This is a genomic window from Rhodococcus sp. 05-340-2, from assembly GCF_002258915.1.
Lineage (GTDB): Bacteria > Actinomycetota > Actinomycetes > Mycobacteriales > Mycobacteriaceae > Rhodococcoides.
Genome location: NZ_NOYU01000015.1, coordinates 148,644 through 167,199, shown reverse-complemented (window position 1 = coordinate 167,199; position 18,556 = coordinate 148,644). Strand labels below are relative to the sequence as shown.

General features: G+C 63.6%; 19 protein-coding genes and 1 pseudogene. 2 read left to right on the top strand and 18 right to left on the bottom strand.

Annotated elements, in window-relative coordinates:
- Positions 1–9 precede the first annotated feature (9 nt).
- The 13 genes and pseudogenes from CH271_RS09575 to CH271_RS09515 all read right to left on the bottom strand — a co-directional run bounded on the left by CH271_RS09575 (position 10) and on the right by CH271_RS09515 (position 10,942).
- Positions 10–1,413 carry a DNA cytosine methyltransferase gene (locus CH271_RS09575; protein WP_094633419.1) on the bottom strand — a complete coding sequence of 468 codons (1,404 nt, stop codon included), beginning with the start codon at positions 1,411–1,413 and terminating at the stop codon, positions 10–12.
- A pseudogene (locus CH271_RS09570) lies at positions 1,410–2,364 on the bottom strand (DUF5131 family protein). Before CH271_RS09570 ends, CH271_RS09575 begins: the two are co-directional and overlap by 4 nt.
- Entirely contained in the window at positions 2,364–2,552 is a 189-nt protein-coding gene (locus CH271_RS09565; RefSeq protein WP_139278549.1) for a hypothetical protein, read from the bottom strand. Before CH271_RS09565 ends, CH271_RS09570 begins: the two are co-directional and overlap by 1 nt.
- A 20-nt stretch (positions 2,553–2,572) precedes the next feature.
- Positions 2,573–3,292, bottom strand: coding sequence for an HNH endonuclease family protein (locus tag CH271_RS09560; RefSeq protein WP_032364841.1), 720 nt, complete (start codon positions 3,290–3,292; stop codon positions 2,573–2,575).
- Complete coding sequence (locus tag CH271_RS09555; protein WP_015586223.1) at positions 3,289–3,609, bottom strand: hypothetical protein; 321 nt, start codon at positions 3,607–3,609, stop codon at positions 3,289–3,291. Before CH271_RS09555 ends, CH271_RS09560 begins: the two co-directional genes overlap by 4 nt.
- A 151-nt stretch (positions 3,610–3,760) precedes the next feature.
- The gene (locus CH271_RS09550; protein ID WP_032364840.1) at positions 3,761–4,168 is read right to left on the bottom strand and encodes a hypothetical protein; all 408 of its coding nucleotides are present in this window, start codon (positions 4,166–4,168) and stop codon (positions 3,761–3,763) included.
- A gap of 343 nt (positions 4,169–4,511) precedes the next feature.
- Positions 4,512–4,814: a hypothetical protein gene (locus CH271_RS09545; RefSeq protein ID WP_032364839.1), complete on the bottom strand. Its 303-nt coding sequence runs from the start codon at positions 4,812–4,814 to the stop codon at positions 4,512–4,514.
- Between the two features lie 676 nt (positions 4,815–5,490).
- Positions 5,491–5,826 (bottom strand): hypothetical protein, encoded by a 336-nt coding sequence (locus CH271_RS09540; RefSeq protein WP_032364838.1) that lies wholly within the window; start codon positions 5,824–5,826, stop codon positions 5,491–5,493.
- A gap of 29 nt (positions 5,827–5,855) precedes the next feature.
- Positions 5,856–7,151, bottom strand: a complete 1,296-nt coding sequence (locus CH271_RS09535) for an AAA family ATPase (RefSeq protein ID WP_032364837.1) — start codon at positions 7,149–7,151, stop codon at positions 5,856–5,858.
- A gap of 50 nt (positions 7,152–7,201) precedes the next feature.
- On the bottom strand, positions 7,202–8,404 hold the full coding sequence (locus CH271_RS09530) for a hypothetical protein (protein WP_032364836.1): 1,203 nt from the start codon (positions 8,402–8,404) through the stop codon (positions 7,202–7,204).
- Positions 8,401–8,589: a hypothetical protein gene (locus CH271_RS09525; RefSeq protein ID WP_032364835.1), complete on the bottom strand. Its 189-nt coding sequence runs from the start codon at positions 8,587–8,589 to the stop codon at positions 8,401–8,403. The genes CH271_RS09530 and CH271_RS09525 overlap by 4 nt, the downstream gene beginning before the upstream one ends.
- Positions 8,586–9,845, bottom strand: coding sequence for a vWA domain-containing protein (locus tag CH271_RS09520; RefSeq protein ID WP_032364834.1), 1,260 nt, complete (start codon positions 9,843–9,845; stop codon positions 8,586–8,588). Before CH271_RS09520 ends, CH271_RS09525 begins: the two co-directional genes overlap by 4 nt.
- Entirely contained in the window at positions 9,842–10,942 is a 1,101-nt protein-coding gene (locus CH271_RS09515; protein WP_032364833.1) for an ATP-binding protein, read from the bottom strand. Before CH271_RS09515 ends, CH271_RS09520 begins: the two co-directional genes overlap by 4 nt.
- 172 nt (positions 10,943–11,114) lie before the next feature.
- On the opposite strand from CH271_RS09515, the gene CH271_RS29575 reads away from it, so the two are divergent.
- Entirely contained in the window at positions 11,115–11,615 is a 501-nt protein-coding gene (locus CH271_RS29575; RefSeq protein ID WP_368665488.1) for a WhiB family transcriptional regulator, read from the top strand.
- Between the two features lie 302 nt (positions 11,616–11,917).
- Here CH271_RS29575 and CH271_RS09505 read toward each other — a convergent pair whose 3' ends face one another.
- The 4 genes from CH271_RS09505 to CH271_RS29700 form a co-directional block, all read right to left on the bottom strand.
- The gene (locus CH271_RS09505; protein ID WP_032364832.1) at positions 11,918–12,634 is read right to left on the bottom strand and encodes a hypothetical protein; all 717 of its coding nucleotides are present in this window, start codon (positions 12,632–12,634) and stop codon (positions 11,918–11,920) included.
- The gene (locus tag CH271_RS29500) at positions 12,634–13,032 is read right to left on the bottom strand and encodes an RAMP superfamily CRISPR-associated protein (RefSeq protein WP_306436638.1); all 399 of its coding nucleotides are present in this window, start codon (positions 13,030–13,032) and stop codon (positions 12,634–12,636) included. The genes CH271_RS09505 and CH271_RS29500 overlap by 1 nt, the downstream gene beginning before the upstream one ends.
- A 458-nt stretch (positions 13,033–13,490) precedes the next feature.
- A complete protein-coding gene (locus CH271_RS09495; RefSeq protein WP_032364830.1) occupies positions 13,491–13,940 on the bottom strand; it encodes a hypothetical protein in 450 nt (149 codons plus the stop codon).
- 750 nt (positions 13,941–14,690) lie between these two features.
- Positions 14,691–15,446, bottom strand: a complete 756-nt coding sequence (locus CH271_RS29700) for a MinD/ParA family ATP-binding protein (protein ID WP_441344163.1) — start codon at positions 15,444–15,446, stop codon at positions 14,691–14,693.
- Between the two features lie 1,066 nt (positions 15,447–16,512).
- Here CH271_RS29700 and CH271_RS09480 point away from each other — a divergent pair.
- Positions 16,513–17,379 carry a phosphoadenosine phosphosulfate reductase domain-containing protein gene (locus CH271_RS09480; RefSeq protein WP_052049301.1) on the top strand — a complete coding sequence of 289 codons (867 nt, stop codon included), beginning with the start codon at positions 16,513–16,515 and terminating at the stop codon, positions 17,377–17,379.
- 134 nt (positions 17,380–17,513) lie between these two features.
- On the opposite strand, the gene CH271_RS09475 is transcribed toward CH271_RS09480, so the two are convergent.
- A complete protein-coding gene (locus CH271_RS09475; RefSeq protein WP_306436898.1) occupies positions 17,514–18,485 on the bottom strand; it encodes a DUF6615 family protein in 972 nt (323 codons plus the stop codon).
- Between the last annotated feature and the right edge of the window lie 71 nt (positions 18,486–18,556).

The window sequence follows — 18,556 nt, the reverse complement described above, 5'->3', positions numbered from 1 at the left end:
GAGCGGTGTTCACGAACAGTCGGCCTCTAGACTCCGAATACCACTTCCCACTAGGTCTCGCGAGGTCGGCGGTGTCACAGCGTTACCGCACATCCGGACGTCTCGTTGCTTGGTTCCCCCGCGTAGAACGTACGAGGACGGAAATCCCATTGCGCCTTTGAGTTCCGGTACGTCGAGCATTCTGAAGGACAGGTCTTCGACGGCGATCGGTCGGCGTGTGGACTTTCGATGGTGAGCGGCAGCGGGCACGACCAAGCCATGGTGGTTACCCGATGCCGTCACGGTGCAGAGAGCGTCGCTGACCGATCGCGCAGTCGAACCTCCACCTCGCAGCTCTGCGATGAACGGGGTGATCACCGCATGATGGCGGCCGCCCGCGGATACGGTCGACAGCGCCTCCGAGGTTCGATGATTCTTCGACTGGCCCCGCAGCACCGACACGAACGGCTCGAACACCGGGGCCCGCCCCTCAGACGGCCGTGATCTTGCCTGCCGATACTCGAACAGCGTGCCCGCGGCTTCTCTCGCGTCCTCGGCATGCGGAGCTGCCCAATACCGGTCGATGCCGGCCTGGATTCGTGCGATCGTTTTCGGCTTCAACGGACGAGTGCGGTCCCCTATCCGCTGGCCGGTCTTGGTCCAGTCGATGATGGTCGAGGCAGGGAGCCAGTCGGGCTCGAGCACGGTGTCCGCACACGCACGTGCGGGGCACCGGTAGGAGTACTGGCTACGGTACTTACCCACAGCCACCCCTGGGTTCTTCCAGGCCTGCAACGCACGCACGGGCCCGCAGCGAGAGCAGGTTGCCGGCGGACGGACCACGGTCTCGAAGTCAGGTGCCCGGTTGCCGGCCTTCCAGAAGCACACATAGAGGCGATCGCGGGACTGCGGCGCTGGTGTCCCAAAAGTCCATGAGTGCATCGAATTCAGGCAGATAAGGCGATGTTCGTAAACGAGGGCGTGCATCGCCGCGATCCATGGCCTGTAGAGAGGCCATGAGTAGATCTCGACGACGTTCTCGACGAAAACCAATTCGTATCGGTGATACTCGGTGAACCGAACGACGTCCCACATCGTCGCCCTCGATCGCTCGGCGGCCTCGGACGGTAGGTCGTCGGACAGTAACGAGATCTGCGCGGCGAGGCGCTTGGCCCCGCGAGCATTCGAGTGCCAGGTGCATTCGGGGCTGAACCATCCGATTGTCGTGCGAGGAAACAGCTTCGGAGTGATCTGAGAGAGGTCCGCGAGGATGTGCTCGGTGTGCTGGTGGTTGTACTGGTGCGTCTCGATTGCCTTGTCCCAGTGGTTCGACGCTGCCGATACCCTCACCCCGGGGATGGCGATCATTCCGGTCGTGGATCCGCCGGCACCGCAGAAGAAGTCCGATGCCGTGATGTCGAGCGATCCACTCATCGTCCGGCTCCGTCGGGCACGCTGTCCCACACCCGTCGGTCGAGGATCCGGCCGGCGGCCTTACGGCCGACTCGTCGAACTTCGGTGCCGTCGTCGAAGTGGTGGTAGTCACGGAATCTGGCGATCACCTCCGCTGGTGCCCACTCGCCCCACTGCTTGAACAGAAAGGGCACATCGGCAGCGGTGCACTGGTCCCGGATCTCTCGTACCCATCGCGGATGCATAGGCCGTGCCCCGCGGCCGGACTCACCGCCGACGATCACCCAGTCAAGCGCTGGTTCGCGCTCGCCGCCGCATTTCGAGTCTTCGACCGAACGGAGCCCGTCGCGAGTCAGCGCTCCTCCGATTCTGCTGGGTCGTAGGCGCGTGAAGTCGATCGGTCCGAGGAGCGGTTCGGCAGAGACGAACCGAAGAGCTGCAGGCGTGTCCAGCAGCGCCCATACTCGCAAGGTCTGCAGTCTTCTGGTCTTCGGCCGAGACGCCGATCCACAGGTTCGGCAGCGGCCAGCTCTGGTACCAGACATCGGCGGGGCGGAAGGCTGCGACGACGCCAGCGATGGCGTCGTCGACGGCGCGGCGGAAGGCATCGGACTGGAGCAGTGCCCGCATCCGAGCGGGTCTCTTGGTAAGCAATTGAAAGGTGTGCTGGCGGGCGAGCGCGATCACCGCGAACACCCGGGCGATGTAGTCGTCCGGGATTGCTGGATGGAAGAGGTCGCTCATCGAATTCACGAAAATCCGGCGTGGCCGGCTCCATCGCAGCGGCTGGTCGAGCTTGCCGGGGCGCATCTCGACGTCGAATCCGTGCTCGAAGTAGTGCCCCGGTGTGCCGCGGAACCGCTCAGCGAGGGTTTGGGCGTAGCAATGATCGCAGCCCGACGAGACTGCGGTGCAGCCGGTGACCGGGTTCCAGGTTGCGTCGGTCCATTCGATGGCCGTGGCGTCGCCCATCATCGCTCTTCCGGGTCGTGGAGGGCATCGAGGAGCTGGAATCGTAGATCGGCGTCAATCGCGAACGAGATCCCCCTGCTGGGCAATTCGATCGTGTAGCTGTTTCGATCAGGTGCGGTCGTGATGATCCATGGGTTGGGGTGGAGCGGGACAGCGTTTGTGTCGGTGGTGGGGTCGGTTTCGGTCATGGCGTCCTCCGAACGTTGGGTCATTGGCTGCAGACGCTCGACGCTGTTTGCGCATCGGCGCTGGTGATGTCGAGGTCGTATTTCGCGGCCACGGTGAGATACGAAGTGACGTAACGGCATTGGTATGGCGCGTTGGGTGGCAGCCAGGTGTCGATTCCCTTGTCCGACTTCTGCTGATTCGTACGTCCGTCCACCGCGAGCAAGTTGATGTCGACGGCGTTGGCGAAGGCGGTTCGCTGGTCGATCGACCAGGCCCACGCCCCTGCGTCCCACGCCCTCGCCAACGGGTACACGTGATCGATCTGAATCTTCCCGAGGTCGTCGATCGTCGATCCTGTGTAGGGGTCGTGGAGTATCCCTGCTGCGACTTTGCAGTCGCGGGTTCCGGGCTTGAACTCGACGTCGATCAGTTGGGTTGCCAGGACGTCGTTTCGAGTGTCACAGCCGTTGTGCGATCCAGGGGCGGACGAGTCATCGGTCCACGCCGGGCCGAACACGCACCCTGAGCCCTTCTTGCAGGATCGGTCGTATCCATCGACGTCTGCGAGCGAGTCCACCGTTTCGAGCTGAGCGAGGAGCTGCGCGATGGGTACAGGCGTGCTCGCCGCGGCTGGGTCTGGGGTGTCGACCACCGCTGGTCGTGAGAGCGGATCGGCGTGCGTTCCGAACGTGTACGTCCCGACCGCGAGTACGGCCATCACGATGGGCACCGCGATGCGGAGTCGTCCGCGCGCGCTCATCGAACCGCCTCCGCCGGCAAGTCGGCATGCCCGCAGCTTCCGCGCCGCCTACGGTCCGAACGGTCTGACCAACGATGCAGTAGTGCCAGAGTCAGAGCCGAGAAGGCAGCGAGCAACGTGCCGGCCAAGGAGATGACCAAACTGACGGTGACCAGATCCTTCACGATCGGCAGAGCCCCGTTGAAGATCGCGAGCATGCCGACGACGTAGCCGACACATGCAAGCGCAACAGTGCGAGCCTCGCGGCGGCCATCTTCGGCCGCGAGGTGGCGCTCTACGTCGTGGATGAGGCCGTCTCGGCCGGATTGTGGGTCCATCAGGGAGTCCTTTCGTAGTGAGCGCGATAGCAAACGCAGTCCTGCACGGGGTAGATAGCGTCGCGGTGAGGTCTGTGACAGCCGGCCACTGAATCGCACCCCAGGAGCGTTCTCCTGTGGCCGCACCGGGCGGGCAATATGCGCCCGGGTGTCACAAGCGTTGCGAGTTCGGGGCCGTCGGGTACTGGTCTAGTGGCCGGTCGCCGGGATGGACCGGGCCGACGTTGCGACGCCACGGCCCGGTCAGGTAGTCGTAGTGCTCTTGAGTGAAATCGGAACCGATCAGATCTCGTACGACCAAGCCTCGGCCGACATCGCGGGCAGCGACTCTGGCAGCCCCGCATCCGAGGACGCCGAGCAGGTTCATGGTCGCTGTGAGTTCGTGACGCCGATTGTCGCCGCAGGCCGCCGTGTGGGCAGCGTGTGTCGCTTTCCGCCAGCCGGGTGCGCACCACCACGCGGCGCTGACCGTCTCCGGTGCGGTTTCCAGCAGATCGGACTCGACGTCGAGGGTGCGCGCCAAGTCGAACACCTGCCGCCACCGCAATCCGAAAACCACCTCGAAAACGTGGTCCGTCAGCTCATGGTCAGGAACGGTTGGTCGGAAGCGGTCGGCGGCGTTCGGAGTAGCAGCAAAGTACCTCTCAGACAGGCCGTGTTGCATCCGGCGATGGACTTCGCTGGCGATGGCGCTGTGCGCCTTACTGTTCGAGCTGCAGCCGGTACTGCCGGCAGCTCGTGCGTGCGGTGAGAGGTCGACCGAGGGCGGCCGCGTTGTCGAGATCGAGGATTGCATGGGTACTCCCGTTTCTGTGGGACAGATGGTCGGTCTGTCGATCAATTTCTGACTGGTCTCTGTGCCGCTATGCGACCAACAACGCGGCGCGATATCACTCTGCTGCTTAATTTTCCGATCTTTCAGCGCCGTCCAGCCAGTCACCGATCCTGCCGCGGACGGCGTCACCACCGGGGGGATCGTCGTAGGCGTCTTCGAGCGCTCCCCGCGCTCCGGATGAGATGACCGCGAGATCGCAGTCTCGTGTGTCGGCCCAGTCGCCCCACGTCCATCCCCTTCCTGCGTCGATGTGAAATTGTGTTGCTGCAGCCGGAACACCGTCGACGAAGACTTGGATGTGGGTAGGACCATCTGGATCGCGGACGACGATCACCTCGATCCGAAGTGCGGGGGCGAATTTTCTCGTCACGATGTCGCACCGGCCAGACGCTCCGGTCTGTCGAACTCCCCTGCCGCCCGACTGTTCGAGTTCACAGTCCGGTGGCGCTGCGACGAAGCCTCTCTCGGTGGTCGCACACCCTGGACGGGATCGGTATCCATTGCGCCACTGCGGCGTCGAAGCAGCCACTCGATCCCAGTTGCTACAGCACACGCCGAGCAAGAAGCGGCGAACACCATCGCTACACGGCGCGGATCTCCGTCGATGGCGGCATGGTCGGTCCGGCGTAGCAGTGCAGCCCAGGCCAATCCGGCAAATGCAGCAAAAACCGCCAACACTGCCGCCACACCACGCGCTACGGCCAGCGCGCAGTCTCGCGGCGAACCCGAACTGCTCGCAGGTCCATGATTCCTACCGTCGATCCGGACGAGGACTCTCATATTCGACACACCTCTGCTCTTCTCGGAAGTCGGATGGTCAGTCCGCTCATCTGGTGAAAACGGCGACAACAACGAAATGGTCGACGCCGCGGCTTCGTGGAACCACCCACCAAGCCGATACGCCAGGACACTACCCACCGGACCCGGAGTTCGCTAGGGCTCAGCAGCGAAAACGTCCCCGGCGCACCCAGTGCCGGGGACGGGCCTGGGGCGAGCAGCGACCCGGCGCACCGAACCGCCGCTCACTCCTCTCCCCAAGGCGTCCCCTACTCGGTCCCGTACAGCTCGCAGCGGTAGTGGTCTTGACCGCGTTCGTCCACGGCGTCCCAATCGACGCCGACGGCGTCGGCAAGGTGCCGCAGGTCGCCCAGAAAGTCTCCGAACACCGTTGTCAGCTCCTCGGTTTCGAGGCCGATCGGCCTGGCGTATGCGATCAGCCCTTCGGCAGCGTTGGCCGCTCGAACACCGTTGTCCCGGCTTCGGGTATCGAGGGTGTAGCCGATGCGCGGACGCTCGCGTCCCTCGACCGATGCGCGGAGTTCTTTCGACGTCTCGATGCCAGGTAGTCGCTCGGCCTTGTACTCGATAGATGCGTCGGACATGTTGTGTGCCTTTCTTTTTGTGGGAATCGCTACACGATGGGCGTGCAGTGCAGTGCGGCCATCAGGCCGGTATGGATGGCGTGAGCCGGGGATGGTTCGGCGTGTTGGAGGACGTGGGCGGTGGCGTCATCGATGACCACGGTCATGTGGGCTCGGTGGCGGGTGAGCATCACGCACGCTCTGCCGGAGTCGAGATTGAACGGCTCGGCTGTCCGGTACCCGGCAAGCGGGTGCAACACGACAACGGCGGCGCGTTCGAGGCCTTGCAGAGAGTTTGCGGTGCCGACAAGTACGTCGGGGTGATCCGAGAGCAAGGCCCGGACAGCGGCAGCCTGCGTGACATGAGGGACGACGACAGCCAGGTCCGCCGCTGTCATGGCCCGCTGCCCGTCCGGTGTGGTCACATCGGCGTCCAGCAGTTCTCGCGCGCGCAGGGCGCACTGTGTGGCCAGGACGGGGTCGGTTGGGCCTCCGATGACCCGCACTGGCCGATGCGCGAGTTCAGGCAGGTCGGGGCCGCTGGAATCGGTCAGATGCTCCGGTGGGCGACGGGAAGTAAAAGGCAGGCCGGGGTAGAACAGCGGTTGAATGAGGGCCGTTGTCCTCGCGCCGAGACGCCAGGTGTGTTGCAGACGGACCACGCCGACCGAATCGCCGTGAGCTGCTTGCAGAGCGAGGGGGGCAGGCAGGTTCGGTGCGGTCTCGCTGCCCTCCCACCGCGATACGTCTCCTGTGACCACCGGATCGATCTGTCCGGGGTCTCCGACGCAGACGACCTGTCGAGCCATCGCGCCGAGCGCCCCCAGATCGGCGTAGGTGCATTGCCATGCTTCGTCCACGATCAACACATCGGCACCGATTCGGTCCGGGTCCGAGAAGAGCCACCGCGCCGTGGTACCGATGAGAATTGCGCCAGTCTCATTCGACCACCGCACTTTTCGTCCTGCCACTACGGGAGTGTTTCCACTGTCGGGGAGGGGCGCTTTCGCTTTCCAGATCAACGCTGCTCGATCTGTCAGCGCGCCGAGCCGACGTGCGATTTCCACGGCTTGTTCTCGGGTTTGCGCCGCGATACCCACCCGTAGGTCTGCGCGATGGGCCAAGGCGGCGGCGAGCAACGCGACCAGTCGAGTTTTTCCTGCGCCCGGTGGTGACGGGACGACGACGGCGGGGTCTCCGGACCACACAGAGAACAGCACGCGTGCAGTGATCGGGTCGGCCATGATCTGTGATCCGGGCCAGTGGGCGGGCGATGACGGTTCGGTTCCCGTGAAAGGTGTTGCGGCGGTTTTCGGGGTGTCCGTTCGGGGTGCGACGATACGCATTGTTGTGCCGTTCTTCTTCTAATGTGTTGTCAGTGAACATTTTTGATCCCCTAGTGATCCTGGACATCCTCTGCACCCGCTATCAGGACATCGAGCGGGACTTCGCGGCGCACGGCGCTCGGGGCTTGTCCGGTCGAAAGCCAGGAACGGCGAGCGCGGTACAGATTCCAGTACCTCGCCCGTCCTGCTCGCATCGTCGCCGGTGAAGGCGGTTGGGGCATCAAGGTCACCTGGTCTCCGTCGTTCGGTGCGTGCGCTCCGACCGAGCCGAGACCGAGCGTCAGTTTGCCGTTGACCACCTGTGCGGACGTGACGTCGGCAGAGAAGCGCTCGAAGAATTGATCGAGTGCTGATCCGACCCATCCCGTAACTGCCGAATCAACCCGCATCCTCGAGTCCAGCCGGTCGCAGGTCACCGACACCGAAACGTTGCGGCGGCGTGAACCTGTCGGCGGTGCCGCCACCGATGCGATGCCCTGGGCCACGTGTCCCGTGTGCAGCGCTCGTACTCGCCACAGTGGATCACTCAGCAACGCAGCGGCTTTGAGGTCGGCGGCATCGCATCGGGTCCGTAGTCCCATGGCTGCACTAGCTGAGTTGTCCGGCCGTGACCAGTCGTGGCCCGCAGTCGTGGCCGACAATGTCCGATCCCAGGAGTATCGGTCATCGTCGTGTATCGGATCGAGAAGCGGCAACAGCGGTCCCGTTGCGATGCACGCTGCCCACTCATGCAGGCCTGCGACGCTCTCGTCGGTAATGCCGAGCCAGGAACGCCATGTTCGGGCCGCTCGCTCGGCGTCGGGCGCAGTGCCGAGGACCAGACGCGAGGACGACGCAGCAACCAGATCGATCACCGCCGACGTTCCGGGATGGTCGGCCCGATCGGCCCACCATCCGATCATGGCGGCAGCCCCCGCTATGTCCGGATCAGGGTGGTGGGCGTGCGCACGCGCCAGGGCCAGCAGGCTCGGTATCGTCGCGGCGTCATCAGTGAGCAGCATGGCCGGTTCAGCCGTACCCACCGTCGTTGCCCCGTTGCGAGCGAGCAGGGCCAGAGCCTCGGTGTCGTGCGCGGACTCTTCGGTGCATCCATCTCGAGCGACGGACACGGCCAGCGTTGTTCCTCGCGTGACCGCACGCACGGCCACTGCGGTCGTGGACGGCTTGAAGGTTGCATGTGCCAGCCGAGGGACCGGTTGCATCTTCTCGGCGGCGTAGAGGCGTTGCGCGAGGTCGAACCACTCCACGCTCATCGCTCGTCACCGTCGACGAGGATCAGGGCGTTGCTCGCGCACTCCCACCCTGCGCGCAACGCCATTGTGGCGGCGTCGGCCGCTGCGCTGGCGACGACGATGCGGATATCGGCGGCGGCGATTCCAGTGCCGGTGAGCACCCTGTCTGCGTACTTGAGCAGTTCCACGGGTCCGCTTTCGTTCATCGCGTGGCCCCCGATCCGACTGGCACGTGCACCGTCGATGCCCATGCCGGTGTGACGCCCCTACCCTGGACGCCGCCGATGATTGCGCACACCAGGTGCGACCTCGTGGGCCGGTCGGGCCAGGGTGTATCGCCATCGGTCAGCACCACGACGACGTGGGGTGCAGGGCGCGCAGCGTTGGCTGCGGCGATTCCCACCCTCATATCGGTTCCGCCACCACCAACCAACGTCACATCAGCGACCGATCGTACGTGTTGTGCCGTAGTGGATTTGGCGTCACACGCCAGAATCCGAACCCGGTCGCGTGCGATGCCACCAGCTTTGAGAACTCCCGCCACTTCGCCCATCGCGGCATCGAGGTCTGCGCTCGTCATCGACCCGGACGTGTCGATGACGAGCGAAACCGTGATCGACGGCCCCCGCATAGCCGGGGCGACGATTCCAGGAATGCGACGACGGGAGGGACGGGAGTACGAATAGTTCGTCCTACCCGCCTGCTCTGCCAACGCACGCCGAATTACGGCCCGTAGCAGACGATCCCACGCCACAGTCGGCGGGGCGAGAACATCAGCTGCCCACCGGACCAGTCCCGCCGGGGCACTACCTCGACCGGTACCAGCTGCTTCGCGAACTGCCTGCGCGACAGATCGGCGCACCAGGTCCGCTTCCGCATTGTCCAGTCCCTCCGTGATCACTTCTCCCGAGCCGATGAGTTCGCCGGGGACCGCAGGGCACCCCGATCCTGATCCGCATCCCGGATCGCCTTCAGCGCCAGCGAGTTCGACGGCAATCGGTTGCACAACCGGGTCACGTAGGTAGTCGTAGTACTGCTCGGCTGTGTCTCCGGGAAGGCAGCCGAACGATTGAGGGGTGATCACCCCTTCGGGCAGGCCGACTCCCGCAGCCAACAGGTCGTCGTTGATTTCGGCGTCGGCCGCGAAGTTCCACACCAGGTGATCGATGGGCTTCCCCAGAGCGGCGGCGCGGTCAGCATGTGCCCGCAACAGATGCCCGACCTCGTGCAGTAGCACTGCACCGACCATCGGCACCGGCCATGCGCAAGGCCCGATCAACAGATCCGGGTCCAAGTACAGCCGCCACCGAGCATCCACCGCGAAGGTACCCAGGCCCGGTGCCGCCACGGGTTGGGCTGCGAACAGGGCGCGCATGAAGTAGGGCATGTGTTCGGCCGACACCAGCCGTGCGAGTCGGAACGCTCGCATTTCAGCCGGTTCGAGCGCGCGCACACCGCTCATGCCGCTGCCTCGACCAAGCCCGCTGCCACCAGCATCGGTGCAAATCGGCGCGCGCTGGCCGGAACGGAGGCCTTCGCCGGTCGCGCTTTCGCCAGGGTTCGTGCCGCAGCCCCGGCTACGTCGGGCGCTCCTGCCTCGGCGGCGGCAATCAGCGGACCCCAGGCGTTGCGCCACGCTTCGACAGTGCCGCGCGAGGCCGCCCACGCCGTCACACCGGACAGCACGGCCCACACCAGATCAGGACGCGAGCGCCAATCGAACGCTGTCTCGGGGTTTTCGACAACGGCTACGGGGTCGGGGAGGTCGGCGTTGCGACGCCATTCGAGGAACTCGACACCGGTGCCTTCCCCGATCAGGCCGAACACCACCGCGTTGGTCGCGGCGTTGTCATCGTCGCGAAGATGTGGCAACACCTTCGCGAGCATCGACCAGGTGCGCCGAGACGGCCATGCGCCACCTGTCTGCACTCCGACCTTCGGGAACGCATCGAGCGCCTCGGGTGCACGCTGGATGTACCCGATGATGGAACTGCGCACCAACGCCTCCCGCTGCTCGTCGCTGGTCACCGCACGCGAATAGGCTGTGCTTGCCCAACCCGTGGCCATGCCGTCGAGCCATTCATCGACAGACGGCGTGAACTCGATGTGGCAGAAGCGGTTTGCCAAGGGGGCCTCCAACTCGTACCCCCCTGCTGCGCAATCGGGCGGATTTGCACCTGCGATGACCCGAGTCTCCTTCGGCAGTTGCAGATCACCCACCTTCAAATCCAGTGCGACTGCCAGCATCGCAGCCTGAACGGCCGGTGGACTCGTGGTCAGCTCGTCCAGAAAGAGGTAGCCCCCGCCCTCTGCATGTAGCCGTCGCGCCCAATCCGGGGCCTCCAATCTCACTCCACTCTCACGGACTACCGGCAGGCCTGCGAAGTCGGCAGGCTCCCGCAAGGACCCCAAGACCGTTTCGCACAACACCCCTTCGGATGCAGCAAGTGCTCGAACCAGGCTCGACTTCCCCATACCCGGCCCCGAAATCAACAACGACGGGACACCAGCCCTTCCGCACGCATCCACAACAGTTACCGCAGTCGCCAAATCCGGCATTTGAAACTCCTCGAAAGATGGGCAAGATGGTCAGTCTCGCCAACAACAGAACGCCTCAATCATACCGCGCCAGAACGCTTTTCACCCAGTCACACCAACCGCCACTGTCCCCGGCGCACTCAGTGCCGGGGACAGTGGCGGTCCGGGCTCAAAAAGCACCGGACCGCCACGTGTGCTGGGTGAAGTGTCCGGGTCCCTCGATATCGTCGAACCCACTCGAAAAAGGCCGGGTCGCCCGAAAGAAAGGACCCAACACGTGACACCGCTCGAAACAGCCATCGCCGCGCCACTGCCCCCGCCCGCGGCGGCGGACATTTCGTCATGGCGCTCGGACGCATTGTGCGCACAGACAGACCCCGAGGAGTTCTTCCCGCCCCCGGGTGGAGCAACCAGCAGAGCAAAGCGGGTCTGCGCAGAATGCCCCGCCAGAGCTGCTTGCCTCGCCCATGCACTGACGTACAACGAACAGCACGGCATTTGGGGCGGAAAGACACCACGAGAGCGCCAAGAGCTTCAGCACACCACAGCCACAGAGAGCCGGCCTACCCGGCATCAACAACAGGCGCTCACGATAGCCACGCTTTCGGCCCAGAACGTCCCAGTCGAGTCCATCGCAAGCCAGCTCGGAATCACCACCCGGCAGGTGTACCGAATACGCTCCCGCACAGCGTGAATCAACGCGCGAGTCGCCGGTCAAACCTGCCCGGTGATGCCGACCCCGTTATAGTCGGCGCGGTCAACCGCGGTTGATTGTTGAAGCGTCTCGACTTGCGTCGCTCCTCGCTGAAAGCTTCTCGCCGCAGGAGATGTCTTGGCCGGCGAGAAGGTCCGCAAGAACGACCGCGCGCGCCGCATGGGCCAAGATTTCGGCAGGTAGCGGTGGACCATCGAGGGTTCGGATTCGCATAGTTGTCAGTATGGCGTTCGACTCCGACAAGTTGCTGTCCCGCAACGTTTCCGGTGCCGATTCACGGGTCACTGGGGTGTCCATGGCATGCATACCTCGCGCATTCTCGACCAGTGCATGTGCGGTGGCCGTATCGCGCCTCGGCCCAAACCGCCTGTTTCGACTGTTGGTTTGCCCTGCAGACAGATCCGTGGGCTCAGGCGACCGAGGTGGCCGTTCGGATGGAGGTGGCCGGCCGACCAGGCATCGATGTCGACGGGATGCACTTCCCATCTCAGCACCTGCCCCTCACCCTGGCTGCGCTTCTTCCCGATTGCATCGATCGATGCCAGGGTTGCGCTCACCCGGTCGATGTCGCCGACACCTCGCCAGAGCACAGTCCGCGTGGAGGTCAGTAGGAGCGGCATCTGGCGTGCGCGATATCGGCCCTGCCGGTCGGAGATGACCGATGGTCGGTACCTCGAGAGTTGCTCGAGCGCACGGTGGTCGGGGCGTCCGCTCCAGTGATGGATTTCCGGGGCGTCGACCGGGTCTTCGGGATAGGCGTATGTAGCGCACCAATGCCAGTCGTCGCCTCCCCCCAGAGTGCACCGAGCGAGTGGCAGATCCAGATCGGCGGGCACTTCGTCGGGGCCGGCGGCTTCGAGGTACTGTCCGCGGCCCCGAGCAGCGGCTTTCTCGTCTTCCCACATCTCGGATGCGAGCAAGCCATCGAGGCTCGTCGCCCATGGAGCTGCATGCGCAAGTCCGACCGCCAGGTGTGCTTTCACCTCAAACGGCCTCATCACGTCAGCGCCTCCATGACTTCCAGCGCCTCCTCACGGCGCTCTCGAAGATGGGTTCGCCAGTCGAGCTCCTTCGGGTCGTCGCCGGCGAGAAGGGTCCGCTCGAAGCTGGTGCGGACGAGACCGTGTCCGATAGCTGTACGCCCGCCGATGGTTCCGGACTCGACGAACCTGCCGACGACGTCGGAGAAGAAGGCCACGTCCAGATCGGTTGCGCGATCGAGACGCAAGAAGGACTCGAATCGTGTACCGGCAGGCAGTGTTTCGATCTCGTAACGCATCAGAGAGCTACCGTCGACGGTGGCTGCGTCGGTTCGGGCGACTGTGGGGAAGTCATGATCGGTGGAATCGTCGAACCGGCTGTATCGTTCGAGCGCCATGGTGTCGAATTGGCTCAAGACAGCACGGTCAGGTGCGGGACGGCTCATGAGGTGGTCGGTTTCGAGGACGTGCGGAATCACTTTGCCCACGCGGAGACAGCCGTCGATCATTCGACCGCCGCCGCTGCCGCCAAAGACGCTGACCTGTGGGTTCAATGTACGGAGCCGGTGGAGCCGTTCGCCGGACAGTGGCTCTCCGGTGACCTTGGTCAGGCTGCCCCCGTTCCGAAGTGTGTGAGCTGCAGACAAGCTGAGAAGCCCTTCGTATGCAAGGGCGTCCCGTAATAGCTCCTCTCCGATCCGCCGGAGCGCCCCTCGGAAGGAGTTGCCGGACACAATCGGAACCAAGGCTGCGGAACCGTTGGGCTGCAGTATTTTTTCGCGCCGGAACAAGGTCGTTGTGGTGGCGCTGTGTTCACCGCGGTGCGAGATCGCCGAGACCGCTGTGATGTCGAGCTGCCAGCGCAGGGTCGAGGTCACTTCTGCCTCCTGGGCGATGTAGCAGTCGCTGTGGTGGCCCGGCGCGCTTGAACAGCTTCGGCCACGATCCGTGTTCGGAGTACGAGGGCGGTGGTGTTTTCCCGTAAGAGGGTCAGGACCGGTATCGATTCCTCGCGTAGAAGGACCGATAGTTCGAGGCGTTGTTCTTTCGTCGACGGCGCTGACTCGAGATCGGTTGCCACGGTGCTCCACCATCGATCGAGGTCGGCTCCGCCGGTGTATGTCGCGACCCGGACTCGGTCTGGCAGGTGGTGGTCCCAGTACAGCTCTCTCCGGCGTCCCACCCACCCGGTGTCCCAGTTGATTCCGTAGTGCAGCAGCAGCAACAGTCGTTCGGCTATTGCTGCTGCACCGGTGACGGGCGGCAGGAAGCTGGCTGCGTCCAGCCAGGTTTGGGTCGGTGTCGTAGCTCTGATCGGGGTCATGCCGTGCCTCTGGTTGACGTTGAAGCCGTCGCTGCGAGGTCGAGGTACACAGGCCGCTCTCGCCACGGATCGAGGCTGTCCCAATCCGCGAACACAGACGTCCACGTTCGATGCGGAATGTTCTTGAGCGTGCTGAATGCCGGCGCTGCGCGCGCAAGGGCGGCCAGGGAGAACCCTCGCCGTCGCAATCGCACGACTGCGCTCAGGCGTTCCGCGTCGTGCTCTGTCCATGGAAGCGCGATGTCGTCGACGGCGACCCGACCCCACCGGGCATGAGGAAGAATGTGCTTGCGCCCAGGACGTAACGGAACGACGACGGCGGACGTCGGAGAGATCGCTTGTCCCAGAACGCGACGTAAGCGGGTCTTCGACAATTTCGTGGCACGCCGTGGATCGCTGGTGACCAGCAGGAGGTCCGAGCGAAGTGCCGTTGTCGTGTACACCCAAACGCAGACGCGACACATCGTAGGAGCCGCAACGTCTACCCACCCGTCGAACCCGGTGAACGTTCTCGACACAGTCTCACGCACTCGCCGTCCGGAACCTTCTGTCGCGCCACCGCACCGCGCGCACGCGGAGTCACCTGAAACTCCGGTTGGTGGCCACGAAACCGCAAATCCTGTCGCGGCCTCGTAGGCGGTCGTCACAACGTCGAGCGCTGCTCTGCCCCTTGATAGTTCGGCCATATCTGTACTCTAACGGCGCGCCCGGACACTACGGACAGGCCAACTTTCACCGGCACAGTCCAACTCACCAAGGACTCGGGCCGGGCGCTGGTGCGTGCCGGCCGACGTTGGCAGGAAAGTCGTCGGCGAGCAGAGCAGCCAGCTCAACGAACGCGCGTTGTGCAGGCTTGCCCAGTAACTCGAGATCGATGGTGTCGCCTTCGGCAAGGTGGTCGTCGTACGGGACGACCTGGACGGCGCGAGTGCGTTCTGCGAAGTAGGACTTGAGTTGCTCGACATCGAGGGCGGTCGAGCCCTTCCGTGATTCGTTGATGACGACGACGGTGCGTTTGACCAGGTCGTCGAAGCCGTGTCGCGACAGCCATTCGAGGGTCGCCCCAGCGCTGCGTGCTCCGTCCTTGGCTGCGGAGGAGACCAGGACCAGTGCGTCGGCTTCTTTGAGGACGCCTGCCATGGCCGAGTTCATGAGACCGGTGCCGCAATCGGTCAAGATGATGTTGTAGAACTGTTCGAGGATGCGCAGTGCGGCGGTGTAGTCGTGCTCGTTGAATGCTTCGGAAACGGACGGATCACGCTCGCTTGCAAGAACTTCGAGCCTGCTTCGCGCTTGCGAGGTGTAGCTCCGTACGTCGGAGTAGCTGTGTACTTCTTTGTCCGCGAGCAAGTCTCGCACTGTGCGGTCACTGTCTCGGTGAATGCGGTACGCGAGCGTCCCGAAATCTGGGTTGGCGTCATAGGCAATGACGCGGTCGCCCCGCAGTGCTGCGAAGGTCGATCCAAGCCCTGTTGTCGTGGTTGTTTTTCCGACCCCGCCCTTCATGGAGAGGACTGCGATCTTGTAGTTCCCTCGAACCGGTTGCCGTACGCGGCGCAGGAGCTGCTCGTACTCGAGTTCAGCCGGCGACTGGCCGGGATTGGCTGAACCGAAGGAGAGTCGGTAGAGCCATCGTCGCCAACCTTTGCTAGGTGGCAGTTGCGCACGGCGGATCAGCTCCAGTTCGTCGATCGACCGCGGAGGGGCAACAGCTGCTGTCGGCCTTGCTGTCGGAATTGCTGTGGGCACTGGTTCTACCAACTGAACGGGCTGCGAGGTGAAGGGGCGATGAGCTGTCACTGCCGGAGAGTCGGGGGCGCTTGTTGGCTCCGGGTGAGATGTCGGTGCTGAACTGCCGGCCGACTTGTTGGTGTGCCATTGCTCAACAGCGGGTGCGGAGCCGCCCTGCCCTGGCCAGGCCGAGGGCCGGTCCGGTATTGGTACCTGACCATCGTTGACGCGCGGCGGCCGTGGGGCCGGCTCCGAGGTGGGTCGATGAGCACCAGAATTGGGCTGGCTCGCCGAGGGGGAGCTGCTGGGTGCGGCGCTGGGCCGGTCTCTCGGCACGATTTCGGATGCGACTTTGGACCGGGCTTGGGGTACGTTTTTTGACACGTTTTCATCAGCGTTGTCGGCTGCGATTCTGGGTGCGTCGATTGGCACGAATTCGCTGGCTACAGGCTGTTCACGGGCGGGTTCTGGCTGACCTGCACCTGAGTCCTGGAGGAGGTCACTGTCCTGCCCATCGTGGCGATCTTCCGACCCCCCTTCTGGCTCGGAATCGTTCGACTGATCGGTCGCATTGTTCGCCGCCGACGGATCAACTACCCACCGGGGCAACGCGCTGCCTGGGTCGGACTCTGTGGGACTCATCGGTCGCCACCTCTTCCTCTTGCTCATTCAACGGACGATATCCGGGCGAACATAACACCGGCACCGGACACCTCGAACAACCCGAAAACTGCTGCCGAGCGACCACACGGACGCCCATTGTGTAACCGGTAATTCCGCCTGTTCGGGGTAGCAGCTTCTGCTTCGTCCAGTCTGAAGTGTCCGTGTCCCGACTATCGTTGTGGCGGTGCGTAGCAACGATTTCGACGGCCTCGATCTCACTCGCCTGCGGTCCCTTCGATCCTCGCGACATGACATTTCGACGATCGTCGATCGCGTGGCCGAACACCTCGACGAATTCGATGGGTACGTCGCATTCAGCGGTGGAAAGGATTCCGTCGTTGCTGTTGATCTCGCCCGTCAGGCGGACCCAGATGTCCCGGTAGCTTTTTTCGATTCCGGTCTCGAATACCCCGAGACCTACGCCTACGTCGAGCAGATTGCGACGAAGCTGGGACTGGACCTGCACATCATTCGCGCTGAACCAACGCTGTTGACTGTGATGGCCCGGACCGGGGAATGGGACCACGGCGGTAGCCCGTCGGCTCATGTACCCGCGCGAGGCTTCGAGACCTTGATTGCGCAGCCTGCCCGGGCTGCGCACACCAAATTCGGTGACGGGGAGGTCTGGGGCGTGCGGGCAGACGAATCCAGGAAAGGAACCGGCAGGTGGTCGATGTACTACTCCGCTCTCGCACGTGAGATCAACGAGCGCTGCCAAGGCGCGAGCTGCTGCAGCAACAAAGCGGAGCAGCGTCGACACCACGGGGGGACGGTTCGCCGCAACGATGGAACTGTGGCCTATGGTCCGGTGTGGGACTGGTCCGCGGACGATGTGCTGGCCTATTCCCATCAGCACGAGCTTCCGAGCAACCCTGTCTACGCCAAACTGGCCGCGCTGGGCGCACCTGCAGCGAATCTGCGGGTTTCACACATTCTCGACGGAAATTTTCTCGAATCGGGCAGGGTCACTCGTCTGCGTCGAGGTTGGCCGAGCCTGTTCGAGGAGATCGCCGCAGTGCTCCCTCGAATACGCGAGTTCGTGTAGATCGCCATATCGACTGTGCGCGTGTAGCATTCCTGGTACTGAGATTGCACAGGGTGAGTCGGAGGCACACCACACGGTGGCCTCCGACTACTTTTTCGTGTCGAACCAGGAGATCTCACATCCGGCGACCGCCGCTATCCCTGGCTCATGAAAAATGAGCTTTCAGGGTTGAGCTCCAACAACAGTCGATATCCCGGTCCTGTCCGCTCGGTCTCATCTGTCAGGTTCAGCATCCGACCCACGAGATCGTCTCTGCCGATCTCGCGAGCGAATTCCCTCGCGGTGACGAGACGTTCAGCATGGCGCGCTTCATCGACTGTGGTGAGAGATTTCCGGATCGAGAACCCGCCGTTGTAGGCGGCCTGCTCGGCTGCTCTTGACGGCAGAGGATGGGTCATTTCCTCGAAGGCGTCGTCGGTGAGCGGCGATCTGTTTCCCTCCATATGGTGAAGATTTTCGGCCACCTGTCGAATTGTGGGTGTCGCGCCTCCAGATCCGGAGTGCAGGAGGTATGCCCAGGGGGTCGAGTGCACGAGATAGCGGGGGATGTAGCGCTTGTTTTTGCGGCGTCTCCTGGGGATGAGAGCCGCCGGGAAGTCCGATACCGATGGATCGCCGTGGATCGCTTTGACTTTCTGCGCCGCGGCTATTGCACACCCCCAGTCCAACGAGCCCCACAACGGGTACGGAACGTGCCCACCGTGCACCGCTCTGAGGTTTTGTGCGATCGCATCGTGATAGTGGCCTCCCACGAGAAACCTGTCCTCGGGCCACCCGTTGAAAAAGACGTACAGCGGAATTGCATCTTCGGTCAGGCTCTTGAAGATCAGGTTGTCGTATTGCTTGACTCCCTTCACTGTGTGTCCGAGCTGCTCGTACATGTCGGCATCGTGACTTGCGCGTTTCGCTTGAATTCGGAGCTTGATCCACCGCTCCTCGGCCGAAGAACCGATCCACCACTCCCAATCTGCGCCGTTTCCCGCTTCGACAGCCTTGTCGAACTTCGTCACTCGCAACGACGGAATGTGAGTCTGCAACCGAATCAAATTGAGATCGGTGAGCGTCTCTTCTCCAGGTCCGATGCCGCCTGCAATTCCCGTCTCCATCAGGTCCCACGTGTCGGAAGCAGCGAAATTCATTGCATGGACCATATGGTTGGTCCGAGGGTGTCTACTCA

What these genes read in the sequence shown, in the direction of transcription:
- CH271_RS09575 (WP_094633419.1), bottom strand. Translation starts at nt 1,413, where the DNA reads ATGAGTGGATCGCTCGACATCACGGCATCGGACTTCTTCTGCGGTGCC.
- CH271_RS09565 (WP_139278549.1), bottom strand. Translation starts at nt 2,552, where the DNA reads ATGACCGAAACCGACCCCACCACCGACACAAACGCTGTCCCGCTCCAC.
- CH271_RS09560 (WP_032364841.1), bottom strand. Translation starts at nt 3,292, where the DNA reads ATGAGCGCGCGCGGACGACTCCGCATCGCGGTGCCCATCGTGATGGCC.
- CH271_RS09555 (WP_015586223.1), bottom strand. Translation starts at nt 3,609, where the DNA reads ATGGACCCACAATCCGGCCGAGACGGCCTCATCCACGACGTAGAGCGC.
- CH271_RS09540 (WP_032364838.1), bottom strand. Translation starts at nt 5,826, where the DNA reads ATGTCCGACGCATCTATCGAGTACAAGGCCGAGCGACTACCTGGCATC.
- CH271_RS09535 (WP_032364837.1), bottom strand. Translation starts at nt 7,151, where the DNA reads ATGCGTATCGTCGCACCCCGAACGGACACCCCGAAAACCGCCGCAACA.
- CH271_RS09530 (WP_032364836.1), bottom strand. Translation starts at nt 8,404, where the DNA reads ATGAGCGTGGAGTGGTTCGACCTCGCGCAACGCCTCTACGCCGCCGAG.
- CH271_RS09525 (WP_032364835.1), bottom strand. Translation starts at nt 8,589, where the DNA reads ATGAACGAAAGCGGACCCGTGGAACTGCTCAAGTACGCAGACAGGGTG.
- CH271_RS09520 (WP_032364834.1), bottom strand. Translation starts at nt 9,845, where the DNA reads ATGAGCGGTGTGCGCGCGCTCGAACCGGCTGAAATGCGAGCGTTCCGA.
- CH271_RS09515 (WP_032364833.1), bottom strand. Translation starts at nt 10,942, where the DNA reads ATGCCGGATTTGGCGACTGCGGTAACTGTTGTGGATGCGTGCGGAAGG.
- CH271_RS09505 (WP_032364832.1), bottom strand. Translation starts at nt 12,634, where the DNA reads ATGAGGCCGTTTGAGGTGAAAGCACACCTGGCGGTCGGACTTGCGCAT.
- CH271_RS09495 (WP_032364830.1), bottom strand. Translation starts at nt 13,940, where the DNA reads ATGACCCCGATCAGAGCTACGACACCGACCCAAACCTGGCTGGACGCA.
- CH271_RS29700 (WP_441344163.1), bottom strand. Translation starts at nt 15,446, where the DNA reads ATGAAGGGCGGGGTCGGAAAAACAACCACGACAACAGGGCTTGGATCG.
- CH271_RS09475 (WP_306436898.1), bottom strand. Translation starts at nt 18,485, where the DNA reads ATGGAGACGGGAATTGCAGGCGGCATCGGACCTGGAGAAGAGACGCTC.